Source organism: Streptomyces sp. NPDC005393 (assembly GCF_040606675.1).
In the GTDB taxonomy this organism is placed as follows: Bacteria; Actinomycetota; Actinomycetes; order Streptomycetales; family Streptomycetaceae; genus Streptomyces.
In genome coordinates this window covers 1-21551 of the sequence record NZ_JBEXFG010000075.1, presented here as the reverse complement: position 1 = coordinate 21551, position 21551 = coordinate 1, and the positions used below count along the sequence as shown (strand labels likewise).

The window sequence follows — 21551 nt, the reverse complement described above, 5'->3', positions numbered from 1 at the left end:
CGTTGCGAGGGTGTCCAGGTCTTTCGTCACACATTGACATTGGGCGCCCTCGTGCCATGTCCGCAGGCGAACCCTTGGACTCATTCATCTAGCCCAAGAGCTCTAGCAAAGACCTCGTCTGGCAGCGCCGTGGCGCGGCTGGCCGGGCGCCACCACTCGGGGAATGGCAAGTGCCCTTCCATCACACCTGTTGCTGTACAGAACTCTCTTAGCCGGAGTAGTAGGAGTTGCCGAGTGCACCTTGGGAGTGTCCCCTGGAAGCCAAAGACGTCTCAAAGAGAAGGCAGAAGCCGTGGCCTGGAACAGACGTGACCCGGCGTGTGGCGGGTGGAATGCGCCCAGCTCGTACGACGACCCCGAGGGCTGGTTCGAATGGTGGGACAGCTGCATCACCGACGAAGTAGAACCTCCAGAGCCGCCGGAGCCTCCAGAGCCCTGCATGCCGTCCGAATACACGGATGCCCAGGGACGCTGCTGGGAAATCATCTGCACTCCCAGCGGCAAGGAGGTCAGAAGAGGTTGCGACGAACCCCCTACGAAGATTAAGGGAGTGATCATCGGTATTCGGTTTAAGCAGAATGGGTACTCAGTTCGAGTAGACACTCAGGACGGCGTTCAAATTCAGCTGCTAACCGCAGGCAAGGTGAAGCTCATCCATCTGATCCGCGCCATGGTCAACGAGGTTCCATTGCCGGCGGGGGACTGCAAGAAGGTTCCCACTGCGTTTTGGGAGGAACTACCCAAGGCCACGTTGGCCTGGAAGACCACTTTCTATCCAGTCGCTCTGGTCCGGGAGCCGGGGCACGCATCAGAGGGGACTGAGATGGGCGCTTGAGGGCGCCACCGATCTGCGCCGGCGTGCCGGGATCTGCTCGGCTGCACCTGGTGGCTGGCCTGCCGCTGCTGCGGCCGGACTCCCGGGGCAGAACACCTAGCCCGCGGCGGCGAGGTGGGCGTCCACGGTGACGACACCGTCGACGCCCTGGCAGAGGCCCACGACCACCGGGATGAGACGCGGTTCCGGGACGTGGCCCCGAAGGGTGACGTCCCCGTCACGGACCTCGACCGCGACGGTGCCCTCGTCCATGCCGAGGATGCGTCCCAGGACGTCCTGCTCGACCTCGCCGCGGATCTCGACGTCGGAGCGGATGAAGGCGTCGAGCAGGTCGCTGCGGCTGACGATGCCGGTGAGGAGCCCGTCGTCACCGATCACCGGCAGCTGCTTGACGTGCCGCCTGCGGAGTTCCCGCGCGGCCCGGGGGATCGTCCAGTCGGCGCGGGCGGTGAAGACGGGGCTGCTCATGAGCGCGCCCGCGACCCGGGCCCGGGCCTTGCCCCAGGCGCGCTCGTCGTTCCCCTCCTGCCCCTGCGGATCGGGCATGCCGGTCTCGTGCCGCAGCACGTCGGACGCGGACACCACGCCGACGGGGACGCCGTTGTCGTCGACGACCGGGGCCGCGGCAATGTCGTTCGCGTCCAGCAGGGCGGCGACTTCCTGGAACGGTGTGTTGGGACGGAGGGTGACGACTTCCTCGGTCATCACGTCACCGACCGTGCGGCGGCGCAGCATGGCATCGGCCTCCTCCGCTTCGCGACGGGGCGGCCGCGGTCGGTCCGCCCGGGCGGACCACGCGCGGCGCGCCGGCCTCCGTGGCCCTGCTGGCTCGTCCACGCCGTCTTCCCTACCCATGACAGCACCGCGCCGCTCCGGCGACCAGTGACGTTCGGCCTGACGGGGAAGGCCGGCGGTCCTACGGCCAGGAGTGCGGCCGAGTGCGCGGTAGATGCTGGCAACGCTGTCCGAGACGGGTGCCTTATGCGGAGTCGCTTGTCCGGCTCATGAGGCGTGCACGGTGATGTCGTCGTAGGACTCCAGGAGTGTCCATTGGCGTGCGGTGCGCACCCCGATCGGGAGGCGGTCAGCGGACGGTAGCGGTCCTAGGTTCAGTCCGGTGAGGTGGGCGATGTCAGCCACAGGCACTTGGAAGAGGGTGCGCTTGCCGAATACCTTGTCCATGCAAATCACGCGGCATGTTTGTATTCGTGGAGGATGCCGCCAAGGCGGTCGCCTACGCAAGCGCCAAGCGCGTGTTCTGGATCGTCGACAACGGCTCCTCCCATCGCGGTCAGAAGGCGGCCGACCGGCTCACCGCGGCGTTCTCGAACACGGTCATGGTCCACACCCCCGTGCACACCTCCTGGCTCAACCAAGTCGAGATCTACTTCTCTGCCGTCCAGCGCAAGGCCCTCTCGCCCAACGACTTCACCGACCTCACCGAGGTCAGGGACCGGCTCCGAGCCTTCGAAGACCGCTACAACGCCACGGCACAGCCGTTCCAGTGGAGGTTCACCACCTCCGACCTGGACGATCTGCTGGCCAGGCTCGACCGGCACACCGCCGATCACCACGAAGAATCCTCTGTCGCACCGGCAGCGTGAACAACCCCCGAAGGATTTACGGCGCCGACCACTAAGCAAGGACGCGGCGGCGACACCCGTCTTACGGCCGATGCGCAGCATGCGACCCGGGAACTCTTCGCGACCAACCAGGTCGTTTCCTTCGCTCTCACAAAGTCCAACGCCTGTGAGGGCTATTGCGGCACAGCCTGTCCCCTCGGGGCTGCGCGGAGCGCGGGGAAGGGCGCATGGGGATCCCGTGCGCGGCCTGTTCATGGCCGGGCGAGCCTGCCAACATCTCCATGTCCGAAGTTGGGGGGTCTCACGTGGTGTCGGCTCCTCCGCAGCGGTTCGGGCGTCCAGTTGCTGCTGGCGGGCGACCCATTCGGCGGCAGTGACGTGGTCGATCGGGGCCTGGGCGAGCGGTACCCGGGAGCGGTGCAGGAACGCCTGCCCGAGCAGCCGACCCGCCGCACGAAGGCACTCTCCGGTGCGAAATACTCTCCCGATGAGCTCACGCACTTCCCCGATCAGCCAGCCGATCACGATACGGAGGGCCGTCGCGCGGGATGCCAAACGGCTCACGCGGCTCGTGCGTGGCTCAGGCGCCTACGAGGGTAAGTTCGCAGCCGCAGTCGCGGGCTACCGGGTCGGTCCTGATTACATCGAGGCCAACCGCGCCTTCGTAGCCGTCGGCGCTGACGAGCATGGAGGCCGGGTCCTCGGGTTCTACTCGCTGGTCCTCGCTCCACCGGAGCTCGACCTGCTGTTCGTCGCTGACGAAGCGCAAGGACGGGGTATTGGACGACTGCTCGTCGCGCACATGCAGTCCGAGGCCCGTGCCGCCGGGCTCGACCGTGTCAAGGTCGTGTCGCATCTTCCCGCCGAGGACTTCTACCACCGCGCCGATGCAGTGCGGATCGGGACCGCGCTCGCGAACCCGCCTGCCGTGCCGTGGGACCGTCCCGAATTCGAGTTTCGCATTCCTTCGGAATGACGCGGTGTGCCGGTTCGCAGGGCACCGGCTTCGCCTGCATGGTGGCCGGCATGCAGGAGCCGCTGGACGCCGCGCGCTCCGTGTGTGCCGTCGTCTCTGCCCTGGCGGGGGGACCCGTGGTGCGGGAGGAGTTGGCGGGGCTGGGCAACACCGCGCTGTTCCGTACCTGCGCGGGCTTCGGCGGCATCGAGGAGGATGACAGTGCCGGGCAGGACGTGCTCCAGGCCACCCGCATCACACTGTCCTTGCTGGCCCAGCGCATCGAACAACTGACCGTGCAGATCCGTGTCCTCAGCCGGCGCTTGGCCCGGCTCATGGAGCATCACTTCCCGCAATTGCTGGCACCTGTGGGGATCGGACCGGACAGCGCTGCCACCTTGCTGATCACGATGGGCGACAATCCGGAACGCCTTGACAGCGAGGCGTCGTTCGCGGCGCTGTGCGGGGTCAGCCCCATCGAGCACTCCTCAGGGCGGGAGCGATGCTGGCGGCTCAACCGCGGGGGAGACCGGCAGGCCAACGCGGCGCTGCATCGGATCGTGTACGCGCGGCTCCGGTTCGACCCCCGCACCCGGGACTACTTTCAACGGCGCACGGCGGAAGGCAAGACGCGACGGGAAATCGTCCGCTGCCTCAAGCGATACGTGGCACGCGAGGTATTCCACCTGATCCGGCCTGAGGGTACGCAGCGGTCTGGTGAGAATGAATCGCATGGACCATCTGCTGCATCTCGACCGCACGCTCGACGAGCTGGACCCACCCCGCTGGGCACCTCCTGCCGCTGATGCGACCCGTTTGGTGCGCACAGTGCATGAGCTGCGGTGTGTACCCTTGGGCGAACTCGGTCCCGCAGACCTGCGCACCCTCATTTCACAGCAGGTGGCACTGCCCCACGTCCTTGCACTCGCCGTGCGCTTGCTGATCGAGGAGCCGCTGCTCGACGCCTACTTCTACGAGGGCGACCTGCTGCTCGCCGCCGTCAGCGCCCCTGCCTCGGCCTGGGCCCTGCTGCCAGAGCTTGGCGCGCGGCTGCGGAAAGTCATCACCTCATTGCCGGAGACGGCGGTCGCCGGCCTGCCACGCGGTGCCGCAGGGGAGCTTGCCCGCTTCGTCGGGGAGCCCGCACCGCGTCTCTGACCTGATTGGATCTTGGGGCTACAGCCCGCCCGGCGTCGAAGGCTGCCATGAAAAGCGATGTGCCCTGGGAGGTTCCGGCTCTCGTGGCATGATGCAGTCCGCCTTCCTGCGAGCCCCCGGCGACAGGGGCTTCCGTGCGATGACGGTGGTGCGAGTTATGGATGCTTTCGGAGTCCGGGCAGGTTGATGACCCGGCTGTCGCGTCGGGTGTGCGCCGGGTTCCACGGCTCTGGTGGTCTGGTGCTGCTCGCAGGGAGGGGGGAAGCGCTGGTAGCCAGGGTTCGGGAGAGCGCGAAGCCGGTCCAGGGCATCGGTTTCGTTGATCACTGTCCCAAGACGTCACCGCCGCCCAGGCGCGTTCTCGGCGAGCTGGTCCTCAAGCGGGCGTGCGGCGGTGGGAGCTCATTCGCCAGCCCGGTGTGGCAACCCACCGCTGGCGCAGATCCGCAGGCGGTCAACGGGAGTAGTCGCACCCCGGGGTCCGGCCACCAGGACGTCGGTCCGAGCTGCTGGACGCCTTTCGAAGACGTCTTACGGACAGCCGCGTACCGTCGCCCCCTGGCGGTCAGGGTTGCACTTTGTGAGACCGCTCTTCCTGAAACGTAGCACTCCGAGTGGATTAATATCTGTGCTCGCGAAGTGAGACTTTGGCGGACCGTGTAGTGAGAGTTTTTGCCGCAATGAGCAGAGCGGAATTGCGTAATGTGCACGGGCCGTTCCAGTGTGCTACTGTCGATCTCAGTTGCAGTTGTGGTTCCCGAAACTTCAAGTGTCCCACCCAGTTCTGTCGGTTGGGAGCGCTTTTGTATTTCCGGTCATTTCCGGGCGGGGTAATCATCGCGGCGACACGGCGTCCGCGCAGTGCGGATTCCGATGTACTGCCCCAAAGGAGATGTGACATGGCTGCTGGTACCGTGAAGTGGTTCAACGCGGAAAAGGGCTTCGGCTTCATCGAGCAGGACGGTGGCGGCGCTGACGTGTTCGCCCACTACTCGAACATTGCCGCGCAGGGCTTCCGTGAGCTGCTCGAAGGCCAGAAGGTAACCTTCGACATCGCGCAGGGCCAGAAGGGCCCGACGGCCGAGAACATCGTTGCGGCCTGACGCTGACGCACATTTTGTAGCTGGGGCCCGCATCCTTCGGGGTGCGGGCCCCAGCTACACGCATCCCCCGCAGCGGTTTCACCTGCGGGACGACTCGGAGGAATCCGCAGTCTCACCCCGCGCGGCTCCTCCGTCAGTGATGCAGGAGCGTCCTGAAGAGCTGCGCCGCAGCCGATGCCCGGATCTTACGTCCCCATCGCGTCACCCATTTCAGCACCTGTGCCCCCGGATATTTCCGCCGGCCCAAATCTGTTTTCTTTTGCCACCGGTCCATACTTGTAATTCTCCATGCCGCTCATTGCTGCGGGAATTCCTTGATATGTGCCACATCGAGGAAGGTTCCGCATGAACCGCACACGCACGAACGACCGCTTCGACCGCTCCCGTCACGGCAGTGTCGACGCCGGAAAGGGCGGCAGTCGCATGGGCTCGCAGGCACCGCGCCGTTCCGGCGGCCCTGCCCGTTCCGGCGGTTACGGCCGCCGGCCAGCCGCAGTGCAAGGTGAGTTCGCGCTGCCCAGGACGATCACCCCCGCGCTGCCCCCCGTTGAGGGCTTCGCCGATCTCGACATGCCCGAGCACCTGCTGACCGAACTCGGCAAGCAGCGTGTGACCGCACCGTTCCCGATCCAGGGAGCGACGCTGCCGAACTCCCTGGCGGGCCGTGACGTACTGGGCCGCGGGCGCACCGGTTCGGGCAAGACCCTCGCCTTCGGCCTCGCCCTGCTCGCCCGTACCGCTGGACAGCGTGCTGAGCCCCGCCAGCCCCTGGGGCTGATCCTCGTACCGACGCGTGAGCTGGCGCAGCAGGTGACCGACGCGCTCACACCGTACGCCCGTTCCGTCAGGCTGCGGCTGGCCACGGTGGTGGGCGGGATGTCGATCGGCCGGCAGGCCGGCGCGCTGCGCGGCGGGGCCGAGGTCGTCGTCGCGACGCCCGGACGGCTCAAGGACCTCATCGACCGTGGCGACTGCAGGCTGAACCACGTGGGCATCACGGTGCTGGACGAGGCCGACCAGATGGCCGACATGGGTTTCATGCCGCAGGTCACCGCGTTGCTCGACCAGGTGCGTCCGGAGGGGCAGCGGATGCTGTTCTCCGCCACCTTGGACCGTAACGTCGACCTGCTGGTTCGCCGCTATCTGACCGACCCCGTCGTGCATTCGGTCGACCCGTCGGCCGGTGCGGTCACGACGATGGAGCACCACGTCCTGCACGTCCATGGCGCCGACAAGCACACCGCCACGACCGAGATCGCCGCCCGCGACGGCCGCGTGATCATGTTCCTGGACACCAAGCACGCCGTCGACCGGCTGACCCAGGACCTGCTCAACAGCGGGGTACGCGCCGCCGCCCTGCACGGCGGCAAGTCGCAGCCGCAACGCACCCGCACGCTGGCGCAGTTCAAGACGGGGCACGTCACCGTGCTGGTGGCAACCAATGTCGCGGCGCGCGGCATCCACGTCGACAACCTCGACCTGGTCGTCAACGTCGATCCGCCGACCGACCACAAGGACTACCTCCACCGCGGCGGCCGTACCGCCCGCGCCGGCGAGTCCGGCAGCGTCGTCACGCTCGTCACACCGAACCAGCGCCGCGGCATGGTCCGCCTCATGTCGGACGCCGGAATCCGGCCGCAGACCACCCAGATCCGCTCGGGAGACGAGGCCCTGAGCCGGATCACCGGCGCCCAGGCCCCGTCCGGCATCCCGGTCGTCATCACCGCACCGGTGGTCGAACGCCCCAAGCGCAGCGCCTCCTCCCGAGGCCGACGCCGCCCTTCCTCGGCGACCCGGCGCGCCCCCGTACGCCAGCCCGTCCTCGACGCGGTGGCCTAGAACCTTCGTGATCGGGAAGTCGACCCATATCTGCAGGAGACACCTTTTGACGCTGATTCAGATGCAGCCCCGCTCGGCGGACGCCAACCCCGTGCACAGGACGGCGGTGGAGGTCATGGACGCAGCCGGACCGCAGGTCTGTGACGACATGAGCGTCGAGGTGGCGCTGGCCGTCATGGCCGCCGCACGCACGGGCCGACTGGTCGTCTGCGACCAGGACGACCAGCGCATCGGCCTGGTGACCCGAACCGACCTCACCGCCGTCAGCGACAGCGGCGCTCACACGGACCGCGTCCGCCTGCGCGACAACCTCGGCGACCACGGATCGTTCACCTCACCCGTGACCACGATGGCGAAGCCGAGCACGCGATGCGCTCCCGTCGGCTCGGTGCTCTGCGAGTCGTAGACGAGCAAGGCAGCGCCCCGGGCATCCTCGCCCTCTCCCGCTGAAACGCCTCGCCCCTGGTCGGACCGTTCTTCCCTTCTCCCTGTGAGGCCACATGCGCTGCGTCATCGCCCGCTTCCCCTTTGAGCTCACCAAGGGCGGAGTGCTGGAATCGATGAAGGGCATCAAGCCCGAACCGGTCACCGGAGAATCGGTGATCATCGGCCGCCGCCACTACCCCGTCAAGCAAGTCGGCCAAGTCATCACCCGCCAGGACCGCCGTGACTTCAGCGCCGCCGAAGTCCTCCGGGCCATGACTCAGCTCGGCTTCACCTGCCGCGCCCTCCCCAAAGCGGCGCCTCTGGGCATCCACGGCTCGCTGCAGCACGCCTCCGCGATGCTCGGCACCCCCGTGGCGGTCTGACCGGGTAAACAGGCACGAGCCGACATCTGACCAGCAGTGTGGGCCCGACCGGTACGCCGGTCGGGCCCACACTGCGTGCAGCGGGTTCCCGTCGCCGTCGCTCAGTGGTCGGAATAGCTGAAGTCGCCCACGGTCCAGGCGCTGACGTCCTCGATCGCAACCCGGTACATCCCACCCGTCTCCGGGATCCCCAGCGTGCCCTGCAGGATCCGGGCGACATGGAAGTGCAGATGCGTGGGCGGCCCGTCCTTCTTCGCGGGGGAGTCGAAGACGGCGGCGAACTCGCCCAAGCGGGCGGAATCCGTCAGCACATCCGACACTCTCTGCCTCCGCGTGGCTGCGAGAGCCAGTCGACCGGTGATGACAGCGCCACCGGTGACCACGGTCAGGGACATCTGATTGCTCTGGTCGGACTCCACCAGGGCGGCGACGTCAACGAGCAGCTCGTCAGGCTGCGACATGAGGCGGACCATATTCGCGGACCATCCGGCTGCTTGAGCGGTGACGCTACCAGGCAAGGCAGGCGCTCACGGTCTTGCCGCCGGAGGCCCGGCGGGTGACCGTCGTGGTGTGGGCGAGGCGGTTGACCATGGGCCAGCCGAAACCCCCGGTGCCGCCGTTCAGGTCAGGGGTGCGCATGCGCGGCGCATGCCGACTGCCGTCGTGGACGGCCACCTCGATGGCGTCGGGGTGCGCAGTCAGTTCCAGTGTGCAGCGGCCCCCGCCATGGCGCAGGACATTGGTGACGAGCTCGGACACGACCAAGACAACAGTGTCCGCTGCGTCAGGGGCCACGGCCGGCTGCCGCAAACCTTCGAGGGCCCGTGCGTACCCAACCCCTGTGCCTCGCTCCTCCACTCGCCAACCCCGCAGAGCCAAGTGCTTGCCTGAAGGGGACTGAGGAGCACAGTCGACGCATGACGGCACCTGCTGCCGTGAGCCCGTGTCTCGGCGGCCCACGGTCTGCTCGAGTCGGGGGCCGTGCCGGTTCGAGCAAGCGGCCCATTCGCGGCGATGCCACCGGCTGGGCGAGCACGAGAGAGTGACCGCGGGACGAGGAAGCAGATCCTCGTCAAGGCACTGAGGTGGCAGCAGGAGCGTCGACCCGCGGATCGCGGCACCCGCGTGCACACTTCCACGAGCTGCTCGATCATCCCGGGATCGTCGAGGGCGGCGCAGACCCCCGTGCCGCGCCCGTCAACCGGCCGACCTGCGGGGCGTCACGGCTGGAAGCGTCCGTCCCGGTCGGTGGTGTTCTGCGCGAGACGCAGTGTTGGCCGGTGCCCGCCGACGGTAGCTGCGGCGCAGTCGGCGACGTCACGCTCAGCCCGACGTGCTGCGCGGCGGTGGGTCACTGTGAGCGCCGGACGGAGCCTCGGAGCTGCTTGAACCATCCATGGACCAGTCGAGGCGGATTACCTCATCTTCGAGCGCACGGAAATCTATGTCAGCCGGAGTAGACATTGGGTCGTGGTGTGGTTATGGTTTCTCTCGTAGCCGAGATCGAGCGAGGCGCGGCAGAGATGAACTGCCGGGCAGCAGTACCGCAGTTGCAGTTCGCAGGACGGTGCGGTGGTGGAGTTCCGAAGCCAGAGCGGTTGCAGAACGGCGACGGGACTGACGACCGGACCGGGTGGCCCGCAGTGATCAGGGGCCGCCGTGAGCAGTACCGCAGTGGCAGGACCCGTAAGTGAAAGTTCGCAGTACCCAGCAGTGAACTCAGTGAGCAGTACCTCGGTGAAGGCGTCGGCTGCGGGCGCGCGCACCGGGAGGTTCGGCAGTGGGGTTCTAAGCCAGAGCAGACGCAGGACGGGCGACGGGGCTGGCTGCCGAAGGGTGGCGCTGTTCGAGGCCACCATCAAGAGGGAAGAACGGAGGAGCCGAGCGCCATCAGGATCGCCCGGGTGGAAGTCTTGGACCCGGGTACCGCAGGACATCGATAGTGAGGTGGTCTCCGGTCAAGCAACCGCGATCCCCGCGCCCCCGACAGTGTCTCGGTCGGGTCTGCGGAAACAGAGGGCCGGTGCAGTATCAGGGTCGGCAGATGGTGTAGTAGTTCCTTCGGGGCCCTGGTGCCAGTACGGCGCCAGGGCCCCTCCGCGCGTTCCACAGAGAGGTGCAATGACAGCAGACGACACGTTCGGCCGTCTCGACGACGACGATTACCCCGCCTACACCATGGGCCGGGCCGCCGAGATGCTCGGCACCACACAGGGCTTCCTCCGCGCCATCGGCGAAGCCCGCCTCATCACCCCACTCCGCTCCGCAGGCGGCCACCGCCGCTACTCCCGCTACCAACTGCGCATCGCCGCCCGCGCCCGGGAACTCGTCGATCGGGGAGGCCGCCTGCCGGATCGTCATCCTCGAAGACCAGCTCGAGGAAGCCCAGCGCATCAACGCCGAATACCGCCGCGCCGCCGAATCAGCGAACCCAACGGCAGCAGCATGAGATGAGCGTGCCCGTCAGCGTCGGCGGGCACCGCACGCACGGTCTCGTGTGCGGCGTGATCATTTCCTATGGTGACGCGGCGTGTGGGCGTGTAGCGTCTGCGTCAGCTGTCGTGGTTCGGAATTCCCTCTTGCCCACGCCTCTGGTGTGGGCGTTTTGCTGTGCTGTGCCGCAGGGACCAGGGCGATCACCTCCGTCTGCCACATGGAGTGGGAGGCGTTCATCGACTGGAAGGCATGAGACATGGCTACGGGAACTGTGAAGTGGTTCAACGCGGAGAAGGGCTTCGGCTTCATCGCCCAGGACGGCGGCGGCCCGGATGTCTTCGCGCACTACTCCGCGATCAACTCCACAGGCTTTCGTGAGCTCCAGGAGGGCCAGGCCGTGACGTTCGACGTCACCCAGGGCCAGAAGGGTCCGCAGGCCGAGAACATCAACCTGGCCTGACCTCGCAGACCTGCCCGAGGGATCGCGCAAGCCGCGTCCGGTGGCCGCCGCCCGTGCGGGCCTGCCGCCCACCTGGACGAACGCGCCTGCCCTCGTGCCGGACCGGACAGGATCAGGGGTCGCGCGGCAATGGCTGCGTGGCCCCTGATCTGTGGAGGCCCGGGGCCGCTGCGACTTCGGCTTGAAACTTCCTGACCTCAGTCGCTGCAAGCGTCGTCGGGCAGGGGAGCCACATGTCCTGCGCGGCTGCCGTGCAGCTTGGAGGAGCCGACGTTCAGACGCTCGTCCAGGCGTCGAGGAAGGCTTTCCGTCCAGCCGGATCGTCCGACCTGCGGTCTGCGTGCAGGACGCGCCAGGCGGTGAGTTCGAGATCTCGGAGCCACAACTCTCCGATGACTTGACCGATCACCTCCCCGGCTGCGACGCGCTGGGGCGGGGTCATCTCATCGACGGCCGAGAGGATCTGTCGGGCCAGTGGGGTTCCTTCTCCTGCCAGGGAGCGCAGCACCAGAGCCTTGATGTTGCCGGGTAGCAGGTACGCGGTGCCCGAAGACCTCCACAGGTCCGACCAGAAGCGTTCTCCTGCCTTGGTGGGGGCAGGCAGTGCGGCCAGCAGCCCGAGGAGATGGCCGGTGGCCGCATAGCCATCGGAGTGGGCAGCTGCGACGACTGCGATGCCGGCGACGCCCTTTACATCGAGATGGCTGGCTTCGAGACGCGAAGCCAGAGCCAATTGATGTTCCAACTGGTGGGCCAGGGCAGCGGATACGTGGGAGCGGACCTCAGGAAGCATCGGCCATCCTTGCGCGTAGGCGAGCGGAGATGCCCGTTCGTAAGCCCTGATCGTTCCCACGACCGGCCGATCTACTCGGCTTGGGCAGGCCCAATCGGCGGCAGTGTCCACGGGGCTGGAGTTCACACGGTGGCGAACCAACCCATGCCCGGCGACGTGGCTCTGGGGTTCTGGACCGACCTCACATAATGCTGTCGGAGTGAGGTCTTTTAGCATTACCGCATTGCTGCCAGTGAAGCCCAGTTGCCCGAGGGAGGACGAGAAGCTGTGTCCCCCGACGCCGCTGAAGTTGAATACGGTCACGTCGCCTCAGCGCGTGGAATACGCCGCGAAGACGGGCTGCCCGGCGGAGCACAAGGCGACAACGCAGGGGAGAGGGCTCACTCGGTTGCTGCTCTGGTGGAGCGGGCGGCCGACCTGGCCGAACCGATCAAGCCAAGGTTGCGTGGCTGGCTCCATGCCGGAATGGTCCCCGCCGCATTGATCGCGGGCGTCGTACTCATGTGCCTGGCCCGTACTCCGCAGGCAGTCCTGGCCTGCGCTGTGTACTCGATCACCGCCTGGCTGCTGTTCGCGACGAGCGCCATCTACCACCGTGGCACCTGGGGACCGCTGGGCGAGGCTCTTCTGCGACGCCTCGACCACGCCAACATCTTCCTGATCATCGCCGGCACCTGCACCCCCCTGGCCGTGCTCCTCCTCCCGCCGGACCAGCGGTCCGTGCTGCTGTGGATCGTCTGGACGGGAGCGTTGGCCGGCATTGCGTTCCGGGTCCTGTGGGTCGGAGCTCCGCGCTGGCTGTACACCCCGTGTTACCTGGCCCTGGGCTGGACGCCGGTGAGCTACCTTCCCGACTTCCTGCACACCGGCGGAGCAGCCGTAGTCGTCCTGATCGTTGTCGGCGGTCTCCTGTACAGCGCGGGCGCGGTCGTCTATGCCCTGCAGCGGCCCGACCCCTCGCCCCGCTGGTTCGGCTATCACGAGGTTTTCCATGCCCTGACCGTGGCAGCGTTCACCGCGCACTACGCCGCCGTCTCCCTCGCCACCTACTGACCGCGACAGCGTTCGGGCTTGCGCCGCTCGTCACACACGTTGCCGCTTGCTGCTCCGCGACGGGCCGGGCCGTCGCCGAGGCATCCCCCCCTGCTTGAAAGCCGTCCGCCGTCCGGTCTGCAAGTCGGCTGCTCTCCAGGGTGCGGCGCTCCGTGAGCAGGTAAGGACGGATGAGCGAGAGGAAGACGAGACAGCGGTCTTCAACCGACCTGCGATGGAGGGGGACCCGTGTTCGAGGCGGAAGACATCAGGGGATGGCGAGGCCACGATGTGCTCGACCATGAGCGGCACACGATTGGCGTCCCGGCTTCATCCCCCTCGGCCTGCCCCGGTGACGCAGTCGCCTGGGGCAGAGCACCCCGTTTCACCTGCCCAAGCCCGCAGAAGCGGGGTACCGGAGAAGTTCCCGAGTCATCGCCCAGGAACGGTCCGCCCCGTCCGCCGGGCGGAGGCGTCGGCGAGGTCGGCTCCGGTATCGGCGTCCCGCTGGGAGTGGCCGGCACCGTGCCAGTCCAGGCACATGACGGTCGGAGGAGAACGAGTTCCTGATCCGCTTCGGGCGGCGGAGCAGGAGGTGACGACCAGCGGCACCAGGCGGGCGTTCGCCGCGCTCAGCGCCCCTCGTGCGGCGGCCGAGCTCGGCGAGCGGTCCGTCCTCTGCCTGCCGCTCGGATCGGTCGAGCAGCACGGCCCGCACTTGCCCCTGGACACTGACACCGTCATCGCCGAGCGCTTCGCCCACCGCCTGGCCGCACACGTGGCGGGCCGACACGACCTCTGGGTAGGGCCGGCCGTTCCCTACGGCCTCTCGCCCGAACACGCTCGCACGCCGGGGACCATCACCCTGGACCTCCACCTGTACGCGACGCTGATCATCACGCTCGTCACCGAGTACGTCCGGTCCACACGCGTCCAGTCCGTGCTCATCATCAACGGGCACGGCGGCAATCGCGGCGTCCTGGAGGCGGTCGTCCACCAGCTCCGACACTCCCACGGCGTCACCAGCCGCGTCCTCCACCCGTCCGCACTGGCCGCCAGCCGCGTTCCGACCGAGAGCGAGTTGCCCGAGGTGCACGCCGGCGTGCTGGAGACCGCCCTCATGCTCGCCATCGCCCCGGACCGGGTCCGGCTCGACCTCCTGCCGAGCGAGACACTGCCGGACCCCGGCCGACGCCGGGCGATCGGCCACCTCGTACTCGACCGCGGCGTCACCTGGCCCTGGACCTCCGACGACCCCGCTCTCTCCACCGACGGTGTCATCGGCGGCGACCCGCGCAAAGCCACCCCGGAAGCCGGTCGGAAGCTCCTCGCCGCAGCGCTCGACGCCGGCACACACGTACTCGACCGCGTCGACACGGCCACGCCCCACGAGCCGTCGCAGACCTTACGGAGGCCCTATGCCCCTCACACCTGAGGAGAAGGACACGTTCAAACGCGACGGAGTCCTCATACGCCGCGCCCTGGTAGCCCCCGCACTCCTCCAACGCGCCACCTCCCTCGTCGGGACCTGGTACCGCGACCTGAAACCCGGCGACATCCTGGCCTACAGTCGGCGCACCTTTGCCCCCGAACTCGGCAGCCACCCCGACGTCCTCGCCCTGTACGGGGAGACGAGCGCGGCCGAACTCGCCACCGACCTGCTCGGGAACACCCTCCCCGTCACCACCGCCCAGATCCAGATCCGCGTACCCGAGTCCGAGTTCCCCGACGCGCAGCCCGAGAAGGCGATGCACGTGGACGGAGTCTCCTGCCCTCACCTCGATCCGCGAGAACTGCGCACCTTCTCGCTCCTCGTCGGGGTCGTCCTGTCCGACGTGAGCAGCGCGCGGGACGGAGCACTGCACTACCAGCCGGGCGGTCACCACACCATGGCGGACTGGTTCCGGACCCAGTGGTCGCTCGGCATGACGGAGCAGGTGCCCCCTGAAGTCGACCAGGCGAGCGGTGTCCCTCTGCTCGGCGCTCCCGGCGACGTCCTGCTCATGCACCACCTCGTCCCGCATTCGGTGGGACGGAACCTCACCCCGTTCCCCAGGGTGATGGCCTACTTCCGCGTCTCCCACCCGGCCCACCCGCGCCGCCGCCTCGAAGCCCTGCGCGACCCGTTGCTCGACTATCCGGCTCTCACCGCAGCTCCACAGCCTGCGGCCGACAAGGAGTAGCACATGCGTGTCATCGGTCCCGAGGACCTCGAAGTCGCAGCACAGGCGATCGAAGACGGAGGTCTCGTCGTCGTCCCCACCCGCCGCTGGTACATGGTCTGCGCCGACGCGAGCAACGCGCGGGCCTGCGACGACATCATCACGGGCAAGCGCCGCCCGAGCGGCAAGCCCCTCGCCTAGGTAGCCACCTCCACCGCCTCCTGCGAGGAACGCTTCGTCCTCAGCCCGGAGGCCAGGCGCCTCGCGGCGGCCTTCTGGCCCGGCGATCTCGCACTGCTGCTGCCGTGGAAGAACCCGGAGGTCGCCGCCCAGTTCGCGGCAGTCGGATCACCCGCCCTGGTCACCGTCGCCCCAGGCATCCTCGGGGACCTCGCGTCGAAGGTGAAAGTGCCTCTCGCGGCCACGACAGCGAACATTTCCGGGGACGCCGGCCCGAACGACCCCGGGCCGGCCATCACCCTCGACCAGGTCCACGCCTTCCTGGCTGTCTCCGGGTTGGAACCCGACTTCATCGTCGACGGTGGAGTGTGCCCGGCGGTGAACCACTTGACCATCGTCGACTGCTTTACCTCCGAGGCCCGGCTGGTGCGAACGGGCCTCGTCCACCAGCGGGCCGTCTCGGCGGCGCTCGGCACCGAGATCCGGACCGCCTGACGACCTCGCCTCCTCCTGCTGAGCAGACAGGAGCGGGCTACCGGAGCCAACATGATGCCTACGACCGGAGGTCAGTCATCTCTTGACATGCGCCCAGCAAGAGATGACGACGCGTTACGACGGGTCCTCGAAGACGCCTCGATGGGGCGGTGGGAAGGCCCCCGAGACTTGCTGGCCACCACCGGCGCCGACTGGGACCGCCGGATCTTCCGCCTCCAGGTGCTCGCCGAAGCGGGAGCGCGGCTACGGTTCGCCGACACCTGGGCGAAGGCGGAACCGCGCTCGCCGCACGCACTGGCCCTCCTCGCGAACGTACAGGCCCTCCGCGCGATGATCGCGGGCCGGAGCGGCGGCCGGTCACTGATGGAGGAAGCCTGGGCCACCTCCCGCACCGCGCTGGACGTGTGGCCGTACGACGTGGCGCCCTTGGTGGTGATGCTCGCGTTGCTGCGGACGCACCAACCGGACCGGGCGACCCTGCGGCAGGTGTGGGCGGAGATCGAACAGCGTGACCCGTGGAACCGTGAGGCCCACCACGAAGCCGCCACCTACCTGTTCCAGCGCAACCACGGCAGGCCAGGTGAGGCGATGTGGTGGGCGGAGGAGCAGGCGTCCGTCGCCCCTCAGGGACTGCCTATCGCGGTCCTGCCCCTGGTCGTGATCGCCGAGGCCCACCGATCCCGCAAGGAGCGAGATCAGACCGCCTACGGGCTGACCATCCACCCCTGGATCGACTGCCCGCAGATCGACCACGTGTTGGAACGCTGGTGGCGCTACCGCGCGCCTCGTCCGCACGCCTGCTTCGCCGACGACGCCAACTACCTCGCACACGCGCTGTCGTTCGCCAACCGCCACAGCGAAGCGGCGGAGGTCTTCGACGCGATCGGAGCCTACGCCACCCACGTCCCGTGGTCCTACTGCGGCCAGGCCGAAGGCCTGTTCCTGCGGCACCGGGCCTGGGCTTACAGCCCGCCGCGCCGCCGGCACCCCTGACCACCCCGACACCACCCCTCGATGTACGAAGGACGGCACACCCATGCCTCTTGACGTCTCCCGCGTCTCCGACGAGGAGCGCCTGAAGCAGCTCGGCTACCAGCAGACGCTCGCCCGTTCGATGTCCGGCCGGGCCAACTTCGGCGTCAGTTTCACGATCATCTCGATCCTGTCCGGCTGCATGACCCTGTACGGCTACGGCGTGAACACCGGCGGCCCGGTCGTGATCATGTGGGGCTGGCTGTTCGTCGGCCTGATGACACTGTTCGTCGGACTGTCGATGGCCGAGGTCTGCTCCTCCTACCCGACCAGCGCCGGCCTGTACTTCTGGGCACACCGCATGGCGCCCGCGAGAACGGCCGCGGCCTGGGCGTGGTTCACCGGCTGGTTCAACGCCCTGGGCCAGATAGCGGTGACCGCGGGTGTCGACTTCGGCGCCGCCACCTTCCTCAACGCCCTGCTCGACCCTCAGTTCGGCTTCACCGTCACGTCCAGCCATACCATCACACTGTTCGGGATCATCCTCGTCCTGCACGGCGTACTGAACACCTTCGGGGTTCGCATCGTCGCTTTCCTCAACGAGGTCTCCATCTGGTGGCACGTCCTCGGTGTGGTCGTCATCTGCGGGGCCCTGGTGCTCGTGCCCGACCACCACCGGTCGGCCGGCTTCGTCTTCGGTCACTTCGTCAACAACACCGGGTTCTCCTCCAGCGCCTACGTGGTGCTGATCGGGCTGCTGATGGCGCAGTACACCTTCACCGGCTACGACGCCTCGGCCCACATGACCGAGGAGACCATCGACGCCTCCACCGCCGGCCCCAAGGGCATCGTCCGCTCGATCCTCGTCTCCGTCGTCGCTGGCTTCGTCCTGCTGTTCGGCTTCACCCACGCCATCCAGTCCTACGCCGACGCACTCGGATCCGGGGTGCCGCCGGCGCAGATCCTCGTGGACGCCCTCGGCGCTGCTGCCGGAAAGTGGCTGCTCCTGGTCGTCATCATCGCCCAACTCTTCTGCGGCATGGCGTCCGTCACCGCCAACTCCCGCATGATCTACGCCTTCTCCCGCGACGGCGCCCTGCCCTTCTCCACGACGTGGCACAAGCTCGACCCCGCCACGCGCACGCCCACCAACGCCGTCTGGCTGGCCACCGGCGGCGCCTTCGCCCTCGGCCTGCCCTACCTGTGGAACACCACCGCGTACGCGGCGGTCACCTCGATCGCGACCATCGGCCTGTACATCGCCTACGTCATCCCGACCTACCTGCGGCTCCGCCAGGGCGACCGGCACGAGCGGGGCCCTTGGCACCTCGGCCCCTGGTCTCCCGCCGTCGGCACGATCGCCGTCGCCTGGGTGCTGGTGATCACCGTGTTGTCATGCTGCCGCAGACCTCGCCCGTCACCGCGCACACCTTCAACTACGCGCCCGTTGCGGTCGGCGTCGTCATCGCCTTCTGCGGCACCTGGTGGCTGGCTTCCGCCCGCAAGTGGTTCCTCAACCCCGCACACCCGCGGAATTCCCCGCTGGACCGGAAGGGCGCCGGTGGAAGGGCCGTGGTCCGCTGAAAGGACCGTCCGGGATCCGGGCCGTGTCACGAAACGGCTGAAGTGTGTCGAGCGGGCACCGAAAGAACCTGGTCATCCGTCTCCCGGCAGAGTGGTCAGCGGTCCGTGCTGACCGAAAATCCTTCACACATGGTGATCGATTTTCGACCCACAAAGGGTGCACGCTCGGCTTGCTGAACCCAGTCTGTTGGTTGAACTGGGTGCGGCCCGATGAGCGGCCGTCGCCCAGCGCGGCGTCCCGCACGGCGCCGCTCGGTCCGCCGTTCCAAGCAGGACGAGCAGCTGGCCCTGTTGGCGGCTGGGGTCGTGGTGATCGGGGTGGTGATCACCGTCGTGCACTGGCTGCTGGTGCATTGGTGGATCCTCCTCCTCGCTGCCGTGGTCGCCGCGGCGGCCGGCGGCTTCTGGGCACAGCAGATGCGGCAGCGTGCCGAGTGGGAGCGTGTGCGTGCTCGCGCTCTGCGGCTGCGGATGGCGGAGCTGGACGCCTTGGACCACCGTGCGTTCGAGTTCGCCGTACGGGACCTGATGCGACGGGACGAATGCCGGGCGGAGCGGCTCGGCGGTGCCAGCGACAACGCCTGCGACGTACGCGCAGTCGATCCCATGGGGCGCGTCTGGGCCATCCAGTGCAAGCACCGTCGGGACGGAGACCGCGGCTCCGCCGTCGGCGTCGGTGTGCTGCAGCAGGTCAACGGCACCGCACGGCAGATCCACGGAGCGGACGTCGCGGTAGTGCTCACCAATGGCCGTTTCTCCTCCAAGGCCATCCCCTGGGGCGCGGAACACCGGATACACCTCGTCGACCGCCGTCTGCTGGGCGAATGGGCGGCCGGCTCGCGCCCTCTGTGGGACCTGCTGGACCGCATCCCTCCGCCCCGCCGTCCAACCGCCCTGTCCTGACCCGTCCGGCAGGGCGGCCAGGACGAGGAGGGTACGGGTCGGGGATCGTCGGCTCCCGTGGGCCGCGAAGGGGGCGGTGACGCTGCTGTCCGCTCGGCGCAGCCGCCCCAATCCGGTCATTGACCAGGCACTTCGTCGCCATTCGCTGGTGACGGAAACGTGGCGCCGCCGAGTTCGGGCTATGCAGGAAGGCGGGACGTCAGAGGTGTTGTGTACGGGAGGGCTGGCCAGGTGATTCTGAGCATCAACGTGGCGGTTCTGCTGGCTGTCGTCATTGTCGTGCGGCTCCGGCGGCGCACGGAGGCACGGAGCCGGTTCGATGAAAAGCTGACCGTGGTCATCGTGTTGGTGTTCGGCGTGCTGATCGCGCCCACGAGCTTCGGGCAAAGCGTTTTCAACGCCGTGGGCCAGCTCGCCCACAGTCTTTCGCAGACCAATAGCCCTTGATCTCGTGCGCCGTGTGCACGTTGCGGGATCCGCTCACAGCATCCTGGCACGCTCGTAGTCACCATGCAGTGACGCAAGCTCCTGGTCAGAGGGTGCACGGGCAAGGGAGCGCTGCAGAGCCTTGGGCACCTCGTCCACCTTGCGCCGGTACTCCCGGTATCGCTTGAATGTTTTTGTCTCCAACTGAGTTCGATGCGGGTGACCCTTTGGCGTGGGACAGCGTCGAGATCACCGGCGCGCAGGTGCCGTCAGACCAGGCTGTGTCAGCCGTGCTGTCACGCCCGTGCGGGTTTGGGCGGCTCGTGCTCGGGCGCCGGGAACCTGCCGGGCGGCGAGGCGTTGGATGCGCCAGGTGAGGGTGCTGGCGGTTGAGCGGGTGTCGTCCAGGGTGCGCTGCCGTGCGGCGTGCTGGAGGAGCTTCTCGGGGTCGTGGCCGACGTTCTCCGCTTCGGTCAGGACGGCGGCCAGTGCCGGCCAGGCGGGGTCATTGAGGATCTGCTGGGCGTGGTCGGGCACGATCGCGAGGATCCGCTGCGCGTGCTGTTACACGGTGCGGGCCGGTGGTTCGCGCTGGGCCAGGGCGGCCAGCGGCCCGGCGGCTGCTTGCTGGTAGGCGGCCTGCAGATGGACCAGGGTCTGGTGGGCGGCGGCGACCTGCTGGTCGTGCCGGCGGACTTGGTGCCAGCGGGCTGCGGCGATGACGACGAGGATGGCGACGTCGAGGAACATGGCCAATCCGGAGCCGTCGCCGGTGACCGGGGTGGTGCGTAGGGCGCGTACGGCTCCCCGGAGGGCGCGGGCCTGATCCTGCTGGGCGCGGACACGGGAGCGGGTGGCACGTTCGAAAGCGATGGCGGCCTGCTGCAGATGTGGCCGTAGATGGCTGGGAGCGAGCAGCGGCAGGACGTCGACGGCCTCACCGAAGGCCGCGATGTGGGCTTGGGCGGCTGCGTCGTCGCCGTGGTCGAGGCGGTGGGGGATGCGCTCGGCTGCGGCGGTGGTCCGGTGCCAGGGGTTGGGCCTGTGCCGACTACCCGGCTCGGTGGCGGGTGGGGCCTGAATGGCGGTGAGGCGTTCGCGGACCTTGGGGAAGGACAGGTCGGGGGCGAGTTTGGCACCGGAGAACCAGATCGGCTCGCCAGCGGCGTTGGTGTCGCCTTCTACGGCGACCTTGTACCCGCGCACGTCGCCGGAGGGGAAACCGCTGCTCCTCGCGCTGCGGTTCGGCGGGGGACCGTTCCGCGCATCGGTGACCTTCACCCCCAGATGTGGCACCGGGCCACCGTCGGCTTGGCGGGCGCGCTACCGGACCGCCCCCGGTTGGTGCGGCACTCGGCGGCCGCGCTCGTCGAGTGGATGAGCGCCAAGGACGTCCACCCGGCGGGGGCGGTCCTGGCGGACCGGTACTACATCGAGAGCCTCTCGGACCTGTACCTGCGGTGCTTCGTCGCCGGGGCCAAGCGCCTCGCGGAGCACGGCGGGCGAGCTGCGACCGGCGGGGCCGGAGGGTCGAGCGAGGGGAAAGGGGCGAGCGGCGTTCATCGCCCGCACCTCCGGGGCGAGCGGCCGGCACCGCCGCGTCGGCCGGGAGGGTTGACCGACGAGGTCCGCTTCCGTCCGCTCCCGCCCGGTCGCGGGAGCGGGAGCGGGTCGGTCAGCGGATGCGCAGGGGAAGGGCCTTCGGCCCGCGGGCCTGGGTGCCGCCCCACGCCACCGTGGACGGGTCCTGGAGGCTGAACTCCGGGATCCGCTCCAGCCAGACCTCAAGTGCGACGCGCAGTTCCATCCGGGCCAGGTGCGAGCCC

The 21551-nt window shown here is 68.2% G+C and carries 19 protein-coding genes and 6 pseudogenes; 19 read left to right on the top strand and 6 right to left on the bottom strand.

Annotated features, from left to right (window positions below; genetic code table 11):
• Nucleotides 1-163 precede the first annotated feature (163 nt).
• On the top strand, nt 164-835 hold the full coding sequence (locus ABZS71_RS33650; RefSeq protein WP_356216228.1) for a hypothetical protein: 672 nt from the start codon (nt 164-166) through the stop codon (nt 833-835).
• Nucleotides 836-931: 96 nt separating this feature from the next.
• Here the strand turns inward: ABZS71_RS33650 and ABZS71_RS33645 are convergent, their stop codons facing one another.
• Both ABZS71_RS33645 and ABZS71_RS33640 read right to left on the bottom strand, forming a co-directional pair.
• Nucleotides 932-1570 carry a CBS domain-containing protein gene (locus tag ABZS71_RS33645; protein ID WP_356216225.1) on the bottom strand — a complete coding sequence of 213 codons (639 nt, stop codon included), beginning with the start codon at nt 1568-1570 and terminating at the stop codon, nt 932-934.
• A gap of 267 nt (nt 1571-1837) precedes the next feature.
• Entirely contained in the window at nt 1838-2017 is a 180-nt protein-coding gene (locus ABZS71_RS33640) for a hypothetical protein (RefSeq protein ID WP_356216222.1), read from the bottom strand.
• A gap of 26 nt (nt 2018-2043) precedes the next feature.
• On the opposite strand from ABZS71_RS33640, the gene ABZS71_RS33635 reads away from it, so the two are divergent.
• From ABZS71_RS33635 to ABZS71_RS33600, 8 genes and pseudogenes are all read left to right on the top strand, one after another.
• Nucleotides 2044-2439 (top strand): transposase, encoded by a 396-nt coding sequence (locus ABZS71_RS33635; protein WP_356216219.1) that lies wholly within the window; start codon nt 2044-2046, stop codon nt 2437-2439.
• A 466-nt stretch (nt 2440-2905) separates the two neighbouring features.
• Nucleotides 2906-3394, top strand: a complete 489-nt coding sequence (locus tag ABZS71_RS33630; RefSeq protein WP_356216216.1) for a GNAT family N-acetyltransferase — start codon at nt 2906-2908, stop codon at nt 3392-3394.
• 50 nt (nt 3395-3444) lie between these two features.
• Entirely contained in the window at nt 3445-4179 is a 735-nt protein-coding gene (locus tag ABZS71_RS33625; RefSeq protein ID WP_356216213.1) for a transposase, read from the top strand.
• Complete coding sequence (locus ABZS71_RS33620; RefSeq protein WP_356216210.1) at nt 4106-4531, top strand: contact-dependent growth inhibition system immunity protein; 426 nt, start codon at nt 4106-4108, stop codon at nt 4529-4531. Before ABZS71_RS33625 ends, ABZS71_RS33620 begins: the two co-directional genes overlap by 74 nt.
• A gap of 899 nt (nt 4532-5430) precedes the next feature.
• Nucleotides 5431-5634, top strand: coding sequence for a cold-shock protein (locus tag ABZS71_RS33615; RefSeq protein WP_356216207.1), 204 nt, complete (start codon nt 5431-5433; stop codon nt 5632-5634).
• Between the two features lie 345 nt (nt 5635-5979).
• Nucleotides 5980-7473, top strand: a complete 1494-nt coding sequence (locus tag ABZS71_RS33610; protein ID WP_356216204.1) for a DEAD/DEAH box helicase — start codon at nt 5980-5982, stop codon at nt 7471-7473.
• A 46-nt stretch (nt 7474-7519) separates the two neighbouring features.
• Nucleotides 7520-7923: pseudogene (locus tag ABZS71_RS33605) on the top strand (CBS domain-containing protein).
• Nucleotides 7924-7973: 50 nt separating this feature from the next.
• Nucleotides 7974-8282 carry an SCO5918 family protein gene (locus ABZS71_RS33600; protein WP_356216201.1) on the top strand — a complete coding sequence of 103 codons (309 nt, stop codon included), beginning with the start codon at nt 7974-7976 and terminating at the stop codon, nt 8280-8282.
• 101 nt (nt 8283-8383) lie between these two features.
• Here the strand turns inward: ABZS71_RS33600 and ABZS71_RS33595 are convergent, their stop codons facing one another.
• Both ABZS71_RS33595 and ABZS71_RS33590 read right to left on the bottom strand, forming a co-directional pair.
• A complete protein-coding gene (locus tag ABZS71_RS33595; protein ID WP_356216198.1) occupies nt 8384-8743 on the bottom strand; it encodes a hypothetical protein in 360 nt (119 codons plus the stop codon).
• A gap of 46 nt (nt 8744-8789) precedes the next feature.
• A pseudogene (locus ABZS71_RS33590) lies at nt 8790-9101 on the bottom strand (ATP-binding protein); the annotation flags it as partial.
• Between the two features lie 1302 nt (nt 9102-10403).
• Between ABZS71_RS33590 and ABZS71_RS33585 the strand changes: the two are divergent.
• Together ABZS71_RS33585 and ABZS71_RS33580 are read left to right on the top strand one after the other, a co-directional pair.
• A pseudogene (locus ABZS71_RS33585) lies at nt 10404-10731 on the top strand (MerR family transcriptional regulator).
• Between the two features lie 243 nt (nt 10732-10974).
• A complete protein-coding gene (locus ABZS71_RS33580; RefSeq protein WP_030052720.1) occupies nt 10975-11178 on the top strand; it encodes a cold-shock protein in 204 nt (67 codons plus the stop codon).
• 274 nt (nt 11179-11452) lie between these two features.
• Here ABZS71_RS33580 and ABZS71_RS33575 read toward each other — a convergent pair whose 3' ends face one another.
• Complete coding sequence (locus tag ABZS71_RS33575; RefSeq protein ID WP_356216195.1) at nt 11453-11971, bottom strand: hypothetical protein; 519 nt, start codon at nt 11969-11971, stop codon at nt 11453-11455.
• 399 nt (nt 11972-12370) lie between these two features.
• Here ABZS71_RS33575 and ABZS71_RS33570 point away from each other — a divergent pair, with 399 nt between their 5' ends.
• The 8 genes and pseudogenes from ABZS71_RS33570 (at nt 12371) to ABZS71_RS33535 (ending at nt 19746) form a co-directional block, all read left to right on the top strand.
• Nucleotides 12371-13024: a hemolysin III family protein gene (locus ABZS71_RS33570; RefSeq protein WP_356216193.1), complete on the top strand. Its 654-nt coding sequence runs from the start codon at nt 12371-12373 to the stop codon at nt 13022-13024.
• Between the two features lie 574 nt (nt 13025-13598).
• Nucleotides 13599-14438, top strand: a complete 840-nt coding sequence (locus ABZS71_RS33565) for a creatininase family protein (RefSeq protein WP_356216191.1) — start codon at nt 13599-13601, stop codon at nt 14436-14438.
• On the top strand, nt 14422-15186 hold the full coding sequence (locus tag ABZS71_RS33560; RefSeq protein ID WP_356216188.1) for a phytanoyl-CoA dioxygenase family protein: 765 nt from the start codon (nt 14422-14424) through the stop codon (nt 15184-15186). The genes ABZS71_RS33565 and ABZS71_RS33560 overlap by 17 nt, the downstream gene beginning before the upstream one ends.
• 3 nt (nt 15187-15189) lie before the next feature.
• A pseudogene (locus tag ABZS71_RS33555) lies at nt 15190-15840 on the top strand (Sua5/YciO/YrdC/YwlC family protein).
• A gap of 168 nt (nt 15841-16008) precedes the next feature.
• Nucleotides 16009-16833: a hypothetical protein gene (locus tag ABZS71_RS33550; RefSeq protein WP_356216186.1), complete on the top strand. Its 825-nt coding sequence runs from the start codon at nt 16009-16011 to the stop codon at nt 16831-16833.
• A 43-nt stretch (nt 16834-16876) separates the two neighbouring features.
• Nucleotides 16877-18396: pseudogene (locus ABZS71_RS33545) on the top strand (amino acid permease).
• Nucleotides 18397-18606: 210 nt separating this feature from the next.
• Nucleotides 18607-19299, top strand: a complete 693-nt coding sequence (locus ABZS71_RS33540; RefSeq protein ID WP_356216183.1) for a restriction endonuclease — start codon at nt 18607-18609, stop codon at nt 19297-19299.
• A 231-nt stretch (nt 19300-19530) separates the two neighbouring features.
• Nucleotides 19531-19746 carry a hypothetical protein gene (locus tag ABZS71_RS33535; RefSeq protein WP_356216180.1) on the top strand — a complete coding sequence of 72 codons (216 nt, stop codon included), beginning with the start codon at nt 19531-19533 and terminating at the stop codon, nt 19744-19746.
• Between the two features lie 228 nt (nt 19747-19974).
• Here the strand turns inward: ABZS71_RS33535 and ABZS71_RS33530 are convergent.
• Nucleotides 19975-20946, bottom strand: a pseudogene (locus ABZS71_RS33530) (mobilization protein); the annotation flags it as partial.
• Nucleotides 20947-21551 lie beyond the last annotated feature (605 nt).